At 66.1% G+C, this 12,020-nt stretch carries 9 protein-coding genes; 1 reads left to right on the forward strand and 8 read right to left on the reverse strand.

Annotation, left to right across the window (positions count from 1 at the left end):
- Positions 1-233: 233 nt before the first annotated feature.
- The 5 genes from Q0071_RS08665 to Q0071_RS08685 form a co-directional block, all read right to left on the reverse strand.
- Positions 234-494, reverse strand: a complete 261-nt coding sequence (locus Q0071_RS08665) for a hypothetical protein (RefSeq protein WP_298167595.1) — start codon at positions 492-494, stop codon at positions 234-236.
- 157 nt (positions 495-651) lie between these two features.
- The gene (locus tag Q0071_RS08670) at positions 652-1,929 is read right to left on the reverse strand and encodes an N-succinylarginine dihydrolase (protein WP_298167518.1); all 1,278 of its coding nucleotides are present in this window, start codon (positions 1,927-1,929) and stop codon (positions 652-654) included.
- A gap of 11 nt (positions 1,930-1,940) precedes the next feature.
- Positions 1,941-2,972, reverse strand: coding sequence for an arginine N-succinyltransferase (locus tag Q0071_RS08675; RefSeq protein WP_298167522.1), 1,032 nt, complete (start codon positions 2,970-2,972; stop codon positions 1,941-1,943).
- A gap of 5 nt (positions 2,973-2,977) precedes the next feature.
- Positions 2,978-4,183 carry a hydrolase gene (locus Q0071_RS08680; RefSeq protein WP_298167525.1) on the reverse strand — a complete coding sequence of 402 codons (1,206 nt, stop codon included), beginning with the start codon at positions 4,181-4,183 and terminating at the stop codon, positions 2,978-2,980.
- A gap of 115 nt (positions 4,184-4,298) precedes the next feature.
- Positions 4,299-6,035, reverse strand: coding sequence for an FAD-binding oxidoreductase (locus Q0071_RS08685; protein WP_298167528.1), 1,737 nt, complete (start codon positions 6,033-6,035; stop codon positions 4,299-4,301).
- Positions 6,036-6,236: 201 nt separating this feature from the next.
- Between Q0071_RS08685 and Q0071_RS08690 the strand changes: the two genes are divergently transcribed.
- Positions 6,237-8,417 carry a PQQ-dependent dehydrogenase, methanol/ethanol family gene (locus Q0071_RS08690; RefSeq protein ID WP_298167531.1) on the forward strand — a complete coding sequence of 727 codons (2,181 nt, stop codon included), beginning with the start codon at positions 6,237-6,239 and terminating at the stop codon, positions 8,415-8,417.
- Positions 8,418-8,482: 65 nt separating this feature from the next.
- Here the strand turns inward: Q0071_RS08690 and rsmA are convergent, their stop codons facing one another.
- The 3 genes from rsmA to Q0071_RS08705 form a co-directional block, all read right to left on the reverse strand.
- Positions 8,483-9,310 carry a 16S rRNA (adenine(1518)-N(6)/adenine(1519)-N(6))-dimethyltransferase RsmA gene (gene rsmA, locus Q0071_RS08695; protein ID WP_298167534.1) on the reverse strand — a complete coding sequence of 276 codons (828 nt, stop codon included), beginning with the start codon at positions 9,308-9,310 and terminating at the stop codon, positions 8,483-8,485.
- Positions 9,307-10,329 (reverse strand): 4-hydroxythreonine-4-phosphate dehydrogenase PdxA, encoded by a 1,023-nt coding sequence (gene pdxA / locus Q0071_RS08700; RefSeq protein ID WP_298167537.1) that lies wholly within the window; start codon positions 10,327-10,329, stop codon positions 9,307-9,309. Before pdxA ends, rsmA begins: the two co-directional genes overlap by 4 nt.
- Before the next feature lie 149 nt (positions 10,330-10,478).
- Positions 10,479-11,864 carry a peptidylprolyl isomerase gene (locus Q0071_RS08705; RefSeq protein ID WP_298167539.1) on the reverse strand — a complete coding sequence of 462 codons (1,386 nt, stop codon included), beginning with the start codon at positions 11,862-11,864 and terminating at the stop codon, positions 10,479-10,481.
- Positions 11,865-12,020: the final 156 nt, after the last annotated feature.

The raw sequence follows: 12,020 nt of genomic DNA on the forward strand, positions 1-12,020 counted from the left end.
ACAAGTGCCAACGACAACGAAGCACTCGCTCTCGCGGCGTAATCTGACGGCTTAACGGCCTGATCTTACAAAGCTAAAGCGCGGTTGAACCCACCGGGCAACAGAAGGGAATTCAGCGGCTCGGGGAGGGCCGGACAACAGAACCTCCCCACCTTCACGCGCTGCGTAGCGGCCGGCCAGCCCCAATTCACGAAACGCAGGCGTACCGGGCAACAGAAACGCCTCCACTTTCCCTACATGACCGGATCGACCTTCACCGGCACGGGCACTGCCGCCTTGCCCTCGCGCTCGTACTTCATCGCGTCCATGATCTTGGCGCCGGCCATGAACACCGCAAGGCAGCTGGCAAGGAACAGCAGCTTGCCGCCAAAGCCCGGATACTGCGCCAGATAGATCTGCCCTCGCTCCGCCGAACCCAGCGCCAGCGCGTAGATGATCGCGCTCGCCTCGAACCGGTTCTTGATCACGAACAGGCGGCTGATCTTGCGCAACAAAGAGGGCTTCTTGTGCATCACCAAACCTCTTCCGCAACCTTCGTGCCAGATCAGCAATCACGGGGCAGATGCGCATGGCATAGCCTATGCCTTGTAAAGCACGGCGACAGGCCATGGTAAAGGCGGGCTTAACCCCCGTGCGGTGAGGCGTGCCGTTTCAGGCCAGTGCGGAAAGATCGAGCGCATCGAGCAGCGCAGCGCGCGCGGCGATGACGCTGGCAGCCAGCGAGTCGCGCCCGAGATCAGCGGGATCGATCTGCTCGGGCCAGGCCTTGGCAATCAGCTTTTCCAGCATGTCTGCGCGCGCTTCGGTGAGGAGGAAGCGCGGATCAACGGTGGCAGGATCTGCGACAACGCGCAGGCGCAGGCAGGCAGGCCCCCCGCCGTTTGCCATCGACTGCCGCACATCGACCGGCAGCACGCGGCGGATCGGGCCGTTGGAGGCAAGCATGCCATCGAGCCAGGCGCGGACAGCCGGGTGCTCCCAGGCCTCCAGCGGGATGACGAGGCCCATTTCGCCGCCGGGAAGGGTGAGGAGCTGCGCGTTGAACAGGTAGCTCGCGATGGCATCGGCAAGGCTGACGGCGCTGGCGGGCACGATGACGATTTCTGCTTCGGGCAGCGCGGCGCGGATCGCGGCATAAGTGCCTTCTGGATCGGCAAAGGCCAGTTCATGGGTGAACAGCACGCGCTCATTTGCCACGGCGACCACATCATTGTGGAACGCGCCCGCCGCAATCGCCTCGCCGGACTGCTCGACGAAGAGGCAGCGCGCGGGATCGAGGCCGTGGAGCCGGGCGACGGCGCGGCTCGCCTGCTCGTGCTGGCGCGCGGGGAAGGCGCCGCCCCCGGAATCCTTGGTGTGCTTGCCGTAGACGAAGATTTCGAGGCCATGCGCGGCGTGGCTGGTGGCCATGCGCATATGGTTGGCCGCGCCTTCATCGCCGAAGCAGGCAGGGACGGCATCGTGGACTGCGAAATGCGCGCTGTCCGCAAAGGCGAGGCGCAACTGGCGCACGGTATCGGGCCATTCCTGCGAGCGGTGCGGCATGGTGACGAGGTTAGCCGCCGTCAGATGGCAGCGCCCGTCCGCCGTGTCCGGCGCGGGGGAGACGGTGGCCGCATTGGCGGTCCACATCGAACTGGCTGACCACGCGGCGGCGCGCAGGCGGCGTTCGGTTTCGTCAGCGGGTTCGGCGATGCCAAGCGCGCCGAGGAAGCCATGATTGGGGCGCGGCAGCGGGCAGAGCAGGCCCTGCACAAGGCCGAGAGCCATGTTGTGGCGCATCTTGCCGATGCCCTGCAATGCGGCGGCGCGCGGATAGGATACGCTGCCGCCGTGCTTGGCCGAAGCAAGGTTACCGAGGCTGAGTCCGGCGTAGTTGTGGCTCGGCCCGACGAGGCCGTCGAAGTTGATCTCGACCAGAGTGCTCATTGCGGGTTCCTTCAGCGCGCCACGTGCCACACGGTATCGCCCAGGCCGACACCCAGTGCCGAGGCGGCATCGGGATCGAGCGCGATGCCATCCCCGTCCGCCATGATCCGCGCGAAGCAGCAGCGGAAATCGGCAAGCCTGCCCGTGGCGACGAGCGCGCGGGCGGCGGTTTCATCGGCCTCGCGCACCTCTGTCACCGGCACCATCTTGGCCGAGGCGATCGAGTGCACCTTGTCCGTGCGCGCGGTCATCGTCGGGCCGCCGTCGAAGATGTCGAAATAGCCTTCGGAAGCGAAGCCTTCGGTTTCGAGCATGCGCATCGCGGCGCGGCCGCTGGGGTGCGGCAGACCGATCGCGGAGCGCGCGGTTTCGGGCAGCATGGCGATGTAGACCGGATGCTTGGGCATCAGATCGGCGATGAACTGGTTGCCGTTGATCGCGTTGAAATAATCGGCTTCCTGAAAGTTCATCCCGAAGAAGCGGCCCGCGACGCCGTCCCAGAAGGGTGAGCCGCCGCGTTCGTCGATCACGCCGCGCAGTTCTGCCAGGATGCGATCGGCAAAGCGCTTGCGGTGCATGGCGATGAACAGATAGCGGCTGCGGGCGAGCAGCATGCCGAGCCCGCCCGCGCGTTCGCCGGGGTGGAGGAACAGGCCGCCGACTTCGCTCGACCCTTCGAGGTCTGTTACAAGATTGAGCATTTCGGCGCGGAAAGTGCGCCCCAGTTCCTTGGAATGCTGGGTCAGCGTCGCCATGCGATAGGAATAGAACGGCCAGGTCTGCCCGACGCGGGTGAAGATCTGGCAGGTGCCGCGCACTTCGTGCGTGGCGAGGTCCTCGAGGATCAGAACGAACAGTTCATCCTTCTGGGTCTCCGGATCGCCTTCCACGGTGTTGGCAAAAGCAGCCGCGGCGCGCTCAAGCTTTGCTACCAGCGCGCGGCGATCGGGCGGCAGGTTGGTGAAGCCGCCGCCGGTGAGCTTGGCCATCTCGTACAAGTGTTCGAGATCCGAGGCGCGGGCCGCGCGGATGACGTGGGTCACGCTTGTTATTCCCCTCCGGAAAGCCGGTGCAGCACGAGCGCCGACAGCGCGGCGCGCTCAGCCAGCGACGGCACGATCATGTATTCGTCAGGCGAGTGGATCGCCCCGCCGCGCACGCCCATGGTATCGACCACCGGCACGCCGAGTGCGGCAATGTTGTTGCCGTCGCACACGCCGCCGGAAGCTTGCCAGCGGATCGGCTGGCCGAGCGCCGCGCCGCAGCGGCGGACGAGATCGAACAGCTTTTCCGCGTCCGGCGTAAGCGGCTTGGGCGGGCGGCTGATCCCGCCGTGGAGGTGAATGCTCACCTCATGCGCCAGCTCGACTTCGCGCAGCAATGGCTGGATCGCGGCGGAGAAGCGCGCGGCGTCTTCTTCGCTGCGGGGGCGGATGTTAAAACGCAGCACGGCATGGTCCGGCACGACATTGTTGGCCGAGCCGCCATCGATGCGGGCCGGGTTGATGGCGAGGCCGTCTCCCGAAAGCGCCTTCAAACCGAGCGCGAGATCAGCGGCGGCGACGAGCGCGTTGCGGCCATCCTGCGGGTTGCGGCCAGCGTGGGCGGAGCGACCGGTGACAATCGCGCTGTAGTTGCCGCTGCCGCCGCGCGCGCCAGCCAGGGTGCCGTCCGGCAAGGCGGAGGGTTCGTAGGTGAGCGCTGCGGCCTTCTTGCGCGCGAGTTCGGCGATGAGCGGGGCGGAGGCGAGGCTGCCGGTTTCCTCGTCCGAATTGATGAGCACATCATAGCCGACATAGGGCGCGACCCGGCTCGTCTCGAAGGCCTGGAGCGCGGCGAGGATGACGGCGATGCCGCCCTTCATGTCCGCCGTGCCGGGGCCGCCGAGGGTTTCGCCATCGAGCCATGTCAGCGTCTGGAACGGGTGGTCTGCCGGGTAGACCGTGTCCATGTGCCCAGTGAGCAGATAACGGCGCGGCGCATCGGGGCGAACGCTGAGCACCAAGTGCGCGCCGTGCTCGATCTGCACCGCGCGGCCATCGGCGGCGATCGCCTCGACCGGGGCGGGCGGCACGAGGCGCACTTCACCGGGCAGCCCGGCAAAGGCATCAGCGAGCAGCGCGGCTTGGCGGCCCAGCCCTGCGGTATTACGGGTGCCGGTATTGATCGCACACCACGCCTCGACCTGCTGCAGCATCGCAGGCGCGTCGATCCCCTCAATCAGGGCTGCTTCGGTTGGGGCAAGCATGGCCATGCGGACGCTCTAGCCTGCCCGCGCGCCGGGGTGAACCCCTAGCGGAAGAGGATTGTTTCATGCGCAACCAGTCCACGCAGGCAAAACTTGGTGGTCGGCAGAGGATTTTTGGCAGCTAGCCTTGGCCGACGCAGTGATGGCCGCGAAACAGGTTCGCCGGATCATGGCGCTTCTTGGCGGCAAGCAGCCGGGGATAGTTCGCGCCCCAGTATGCCTTCTGCCAGTCCGGCCCAAAGTAATCAGCCTCTGACATGTAGCTCCCCGCTTCCGGGACGAGCATGCGGATGGGGGCCATCGCAAATGCCACGCGGGCCGCCTCGACGCGTCCGGCCTTGCGATCGGGCTCGTGGCCGGGAATGCCGGGCCACGCTGGCGGTCCTTCGGCGGCGCAGATCAGGAGGGCGAACGCATCGAGGACTTCCGGGTTGGTCGCTGTTGCGCGGGTTGCGGTTATGGCTTCCGCAGTGCCTCCGGCCAATCCCTTGTTGGTGTGCAGACCCAGAGGCCAATGTGCCGACGCTGCTACCAGCGCATCGACCAGATCGGCTTGCCTTGCCTCCTTCAGCAAATCCGCGGGGAGCCAAGCAGACTGATAGGCATTGATAACCTGCCCTGCCTCGCCCTGATTGGTCGCCCAGAAGAGGTTGTCCGGCGATGCACCGGGGCGATCGTCCCGCAAAACGATGCCCTGCAGCGACCGGAGAAACTCCGGGCTCCAGAAGCGGCGGCCGGGAACCGAGACGATCAGCGGTTCACCGCCTAGGGTGTAGTCTGCCGGTCGCTCAGCAAGCCACGCCATGAACGGGGCCCAGACCGCCTTGATCTGCTCGGAGGTCAGCCCGTGGCACAGCATCGAGACGCTCAGTTTGCGTCCGGGCCTGAAATTCAGCTGCTCACCCCACTCCGGCCTGAACAGGGCCTCGGCATAGAAGGCGATCACGCGCGCGACCAAGGCACGCCATGCTTCGTCCGAGCGGGCCTCCACCGAAAACTGGATCGCGCCGATGGCCTCGGGCAGGGTGTGGGTCCGGAGCGTGAGCCTCGTCACGACGCCGAAGCTGCCGCCTCCGCCGCCCTTCAGGGCGAAGAACAGATCTGGGTTTTGATGTGCATTCGCAATCCTGATCTTGCCGTCTGCGGTCACCAGTTCGGCTTCAAGGAGATTGGATGCGCCGGTTCCAAAGGTCTTCGAGAAGCTGCCGAAACCGCCGCCCTGGATGAAGCCGGCAACACCGACGGTGAGGCAGCCACCGCCCTGGACATAGCGCCCGCCGATCGCCGCGACCTTGTTGTAGACGTCGCCCCAGATCGCGCCCGCGCCGATCGAGACAGCTGGCATGCCACTCGCGGTGCCGGGCGCACCGGCGGGAATGAAGGCATCGTGCAGCGTGATGTCGCGCATGCGCCGGGTCCAGATGAGCAGCGATCCGGCGCGGTTTGAATTGCCGAAGTAACTGTGACCCCCGCCCTTCACAACCGGGGGAACGCCGTGCTGCCGGGCGAAGCTTATCGCGGCGGCGACATCTTCGGCAGACTCGGCCGCAACTGCGTGGTCGCTGGCCTGCGTCGTCCATCCGTCGATCCAGCCCAAGGTCTGCGTTAGGCCGGGTTCATCGCCCAGAAAATAGGGGTTCTTGAGCTTGGCAAAGAGCGCTTCGGCGCCTTCGCCACCCGATCTTGCGCAGGCTTCAAGGGGTGAATCGACCTTGAGCAGACGCGCGCCCAGCTTGGCTCGAAGCGCATTCCAGTCTGGCTTGCCGGCTGCTTGCCATGGCTTTGCGCGAACTGCTCCCGATATTCCGCTTGCCGCTGTCGATGCCGCAAGCTGTTTCAGCAGGTTCCGACGGTCCACACATCCTCCATCCCGAGAGCGCTTCGATGCGCCTTCAATGGTCAGCGTCACCGAAACGGACCATAATCGTTACGTAAATCCAGCTTGTTGTCAAAGGGAGCCAATTCCCGGGATCGTGCAGGTTTGCCACTGGAAACCGCTGCTTTGGCGCCGCGCAAATCCGGCTTGCGATGGGCGCCGTTTCGACGGACACTCGGCCCTATGCTTTCGATCCCTTTGCGCCGGCCCTTGCTCGGCCTGCTCTGTGCTTGCGGCCTTGCCGCGTCCTCGCTTCAGGCGGGCCTGCCCGAGTTTGTGGCAGCCACGCATCCCGTCGCAGGCGATGAGTGGCACTATGTCGGCGGCGATCCGGCGGGAACGTGGTTCTCATCGCTCAGCGACATCAACGACAGCAATGCTGGGCAGCTCGGCTTTGCCTGGGCCTATGACATGGGGACCGAGCGCGGGCAGGAGGCTACGCCGCTCGTTATCGACGGGGTGATGTATACCTCGGGCGTGTGGGGGATCGTCTATGCACTGAACGCGGCGACGGGCGAAGTGCTGTGGACCTTCCATCCCGGCATCGATCCGGCCTCGGCGAGGAATGCCTGCTGCGACACGGTGAACCGGGGCGTGGCGGTGCGGGACGGAGTGGTGTTCGTCGCCAGCGAGGACGGGCGGCTGCATGCGCTCGATGCGAAGACCGGCGCGGAGAAGTGGACTGCGGACACGATCATCGGCCGGGGCAAGAGCAGCTATACTTACGCCTCGACCGGGGCGGTGCTGCTGACGGGCGATGCCGTGGTGATCGGCAATTCGGGCGCGGACCTCGGCGATGGCTCGACGCGTGGCTATATCTCGGCGTGGGACATCAAGACCGGTGCGTTCAAGTGGCGCTTCTTCACGGTGCCGCCGCCGCCCGGCCAGCCCTTCGAGCATTCCGAACTGGAAATGGCGGCAAAGTCGTGGGGGGCGGATCACGATGGCCGCTACCAGAACGGCGGCACGGTGTGGGACGGGCTTTCCTATGATGCCGAGACCGACCAGATCGTGTTCGGCACCGCCAATGCCTCGCCCTATTCGCGGGTGAAGTCTGCCGCCGAGCGGCGGGACGACTTGTTCAACGCTTCGATCGTCGCGGTGAATGCCAAGTCTGGCCGGATGACTTGGTACTATCAGGAAACCCCGGGCGATGCCTGGGACTATGACGCGACGCAGAAGTTCACCTTCGCCAATCTGCCCTTTGGCGGCGAGACCCGCCGGGTGGTGATGCAGGCCTCGAAGAACGGCTTTTTCTACACGCTGGACCTCAAGACCGGGAAGCTGCTGGCAGCCGACGCCTTTGCCTATGTGAACTGGGCCAAGGGTGTGGATCTTGCGACTGGCCGACCCGAGTTTACCGAGGTGGCGGACTATTCGGCCAAGCCCAAGAACGTCTATCCTTCGTGGGCCGGGGCGCATACGTGGAACCCGATGTCGTTCAGCCCGCAGACGGGGCTGGTCTATATCCCGACGCTCGATGTGCCCAATGTCATGGTCAACCTGCCCGCCAACAAGGGCAAGCTCGACCATCTGGAGGGCTTCTTCAACGCCAACGGGATCATTCCGGATGATACCTATGACGAGGCGACGCTGAGCCGCCTGTTCGGCCCGATCCCGAGCAAAGCGGAGCTGCAGAAGGAGCGCGGCAAGACCAGTCTGGTGCGTGAGGTGCTGAAAGCGTGGGACCCGGTGGCGCGCAAGGTGGTTTGGGAGCAGGTCACCTCCGACGGCAATCGCGGCTATGATGGGGGGGTGCTTTCGACCGCCGGCAATATCGTGGTGCAAGGGCGCGGGGACGGCACGCTGCGCGTCTACAACGCCAAGACCGGCGCGCAACTGGCCTCGATCCAGACCGGATCGCATATCATGGCCGCGCCGATGACCTACCGGATCGGCGGCGTGCAGTATATCGCGGTGCAGGTGGGCTATGGCGGGGTGGGCATCAGCTATCCGCTGACCCCGGCGGACATTGCCTATCGCAACCGCAACACCAACCGCATTCTGGTGTTCAGGCTGGGCGGCGGGCCGGTGCCGCAGCCTGAGCCGCGGGCCGATCCGCTGACGTATCCCGCGCCGCCGCCGCTTCGGGCGACTGCGGCCAAGATCGCGCATGGCGAGGCCAAGTTCACCGAGTTCTGCTCACGCTGCCACATGTTCGGCCCCGGCATCACGCCCGACTTGTCGCGGCTGCCGCGCGACATCCACGGTATGTTCAACCAGATCGTGCTGGGCGGCGCGCTGGCAGGGAACGGCATGGCGCCGATGGGAGATATGGTGAGCCGCTATGATGTGGACGCGATCCATGCGTACCTGATCGATACGCAGAGGAAGGGGTACGAGGCGCAGCGGAAGAAGAAGTAGTTACCCCTCCGTCAGCCCTGCGGGCTGCCACCTCCCCATTTGTGCTTCGCAAAAATGGGGAGGAGCTAGCGGGTAAGCGCGCGGGCAATCTCGACGAATTCGGCCACGCTCAGCGTTTCAGCGCGGCGCTGGGATTCGATGCCGAGCGTTTCGAGGGCTTCCAGCGCGCCGGGGAGGCCCTTGAGCGACTGGCGCAGCATCTTGCGGCGCTGGCCGAAGGCGGCTTCCGTCACGCGTTCGAGCATGCGGGCGGAGACGCCCTCCGGCATCGCGGCGGGCTCTACGTGGATGATCGCCGACATGACCTTGGGCGGCGGGGTAAAGGCGCTGCGGTGGACGCGCATGGCGATGCGGGGTTTGCTGCGCCATTGGGCAAGGACGGCGAGGCGGCCGTAGGCATCGCTGCCGGGCGCGGCGACGATCCGCTCGGCAACTTCCTGCTGGAACATGAGGCTGAGGCTGCGCCACTGCGGCGGCCAGTTTTCGCCGGAGAGCCATCCGACGAAGAGCGCGGTGCCGACGTTGTAGGGCAGATTGGCGATGACATGCCATGGCGCGTCGAACAGGGTTTCGGGCGCGATCTTCGTGGCATCGCCTTCGATCACGGTGAGCTGACCGGGAAAGGCCTCGGCCAGTTCGGCGAGCGCGGGGAGGCAGCGGCGGTCCATTTCGATCGCGGTGACATTGGCACCCCGGCGCAGCAGCGCGCGAGTGAGGCCGCCGGGGCCGGGGCCGACTTCGAGCACGTTCTGGCCCTTGAGATCGCCGGGCACCATGGCGATGCGGGCGAGGAGCTGTTCGTCGAACAGGAAGTTCTGGCCAAGCGCCTTGGTGGCGATGAGGCCGTGGCGCTGGACGACTTCGCGCAAGGGGGGGAGGTCGGGCGTGCTCATCCGGCGGCGGCTCTGCGGGCGGCGCATTCTCCGGCCATGCGGATCGCGGCGATGGTGGCGCCGGAGCGGGCTGTGCCGGTGCCGGCGATGGCGAAGGCGGTGCCGTGATCGGGTGAGGTGCGGATGATGGGGAGGCCGAGCGTGACGTTCACGCCCTCGTCGAAATCGAGCACCTTGATCGGGATGAGCGCCTGATCGTGGTACATGCAGATCGCGGCATCATAGGTGGCGCGGGCTTCAGCATGGAACATGGTGTCGGCGGGCAGCGGCCCGCGAGCGTCGATCCCGGCGGCTTGCAGCGCAGCGACGGCGGGCACGATGACGTCGCGGTCCTCCGTGCCCATGCGGCCATCCTCGCCGGCGTGGGGATTGAGCGCAGCGACCGCGAGGCGGGGGTGGGCTACGCCGAAATCGCGGGTGAGCGCGGACGCCGCGATGGCGGAGCGGCTGCGGATGAGCTCCGCCGAGAGCAGGAACGGCACATCGCGCAGCGCGACGTGGACGGTGATGGGGACGACGCGCAAGTGCGGCCCGGCGAGCATCATCACCGCGTTTTCGGGGGTAATCCCGCAGGCTTCCGCCACGAATTCGGTCTGGCCCGGCTGGTTGAAGCCGATGCGCGCCAGGCGGCTTTTGGCGATGGGACCGGTGACGAGCGCGGCGGCGGCACCCTGCTTGACGAGGCTGGTGGCGACTTCGAGCGCGCGCAAGGCGAGTGCGGCGCCGGCATCATCGGGCAGGCCGGGCGTGTAGGCACACGTGCCGACATCGAGCACGGGGAGCGCGTGGGGGAAAACGGCGGCCGCCTCATCAGGCGCGGCGATGGCGACGACAGGGATGGCGAGGCCCCGGCTGCGGGCGGCGGCTTCGATGAGATCGCGATTGCCTACCGCGAAGAACGGCGGGAGCCCTTCCGCCTCGCGCTGGTCCCATGCGGCGGCAATCAGCTCTGGGCCGATACCGGCAGGATCGCCGAGGCTTATCGCCAGCGGCAGGAGCGGCGGTTGGGTGACGGTCATGCAGACGCCCTAGCAGAGCCGGGGCGGGAGGGTGAGAGGTTTGAGTCCTTGGGGCGTCATTGCGAGCGTAGCGAAGCAATCCAGAGCGGGTCGCCTTACGCTCTGGATTGCTTCGCTACGCTCGCAATGACGAATTTGAGGGGTGGCGCTCAGTTGTATTCGATCACAGCATCGCGGCGCAGGTCGCGCAGGTAGGTCTGCGCGCGCTTGTTCACGCGGTCGTCTTCCATCTGCGACTGGAGCTGTTCGAAGTTGGGCCCGCTTTCGACCTTGGGGTCATCGCGGCCGCACAGCATGAGGACGCGCACGCCGTCTTCGATCGAGCCGAAGGGCGGAGTGGTTTCGCCCACCGAGAGCTTGAGGATCGTGTCCTGCAGCGCGGTGGGGAGATCGCGCACCTTGATCTGATCGTTGGCGACGACAGTCGCGCCGAGCGAGACGGCAGCCGCATCGGCCCCGCCGCAACCCTTTATCTCCTTGACGACCTTGGCAAATTCGGCGGCCTTGGCGGCGCCGTCCTTTTCCGCGGTGCCCTTGGGAAAGGCGATCGAGATCTGCTTGAGGCTGAGCACCGCATCGCGCGGATCGGCGGTGAGGACCTGACGCTTGTCGATCAGGTAGAGCAGCGAGTAGCCGGAAGCGAGCTCGATCGGGCCGACGAGCTGGCCGGGCAGCATCTGCGCGGCAGGGGTGGCGAGTTCGGGCGGGAGCTGGGCAAGGCGGATCCAGCCGAGATCACCGCCGACCGAGGCGCTGGACGACTGCGAATACTGGCGCGCATAGGCGACGAAGCTGCCGCCGCCCTTCAATTGTTCGAGGATCTTCTGCGCGTTGGCGAGGACCTGCGGTTTGGTTTCCTGCGTGGCGGCGAGGTAGATTTCGCCGATGCGGTATTCCTCGGTGCCCTTGGCAGCCTTGAGGCGATCCATCATTTCGCGCACTTCGCCGTCCGACACGTTGATGAAGGGCTGGACGTTGCGGCGCAGCAGGCGCTGCCACGCGAGTTCGCCCTTGATCTGGCGCTTGAGCGAGCCCGACGACGAGCCGATCGAGGCGAGGTACTTTTCGAGCGCAGCGGGATTCTGGCCGAAGTTCTGCTGGGCTACGCGGTTGAAGGTCTGGGTGACTTCCTCCTCGTCGATATCGACGTTGGCGGCCTTGGCTTCCTGGATCTGAAGCGTTTCGTCGATCAGGTTGCGCAGCACCTGAAGGCGCAGGCGCTCCATCTCTTCCGGCGCAACCTTGCCGCCATTGGCGCTGACGATGAGCGCGAGGCGCTGGTCGACATCGGTGCCGGTGATGATCTCGCCGTTCACGATCGCGGTGGCGCGGCGCAGGTGCGGATCGGTCTTGCCGAAGATCACGGGATTGGCGGGCAGATTGAGCGCGCCGGTGCCGGAGGTGTCTTCCGCAGGATCGGGCAGGGTCTGCGCGTGGGCGAGCGTGCCGGAAATGGGAGCTGCGACTACCGCGAGGGCACCGAGGCTGAGTGCGGCGCGCGCCGAAACGGAAAGCAAACGAAACCCGGTCTTCATGGCAGTACGATATTCCTGTCTCTCGGCCCCATCCGGCTTGCGCGCCGAACGGTCCCCCCCAACGGTTACTGGGCCGCCACTCACTCGCATGGTTCGGCTGAACCCAAGGTGAGTGGCGCCGCGATAGCCCGATTGCAACGGCGATGGAAGCGAAAC

Source organism: Novosphingobium sp. (genome assembly GCF_027486195.1).
In the GTDB taxonomy this organism is placed as follows: domain Bacteria; phylum Pseudomonadota; class Alphaproteobacteria; order Sphingomonadales; family Sphingomonadaceae; genus Novosphingobium.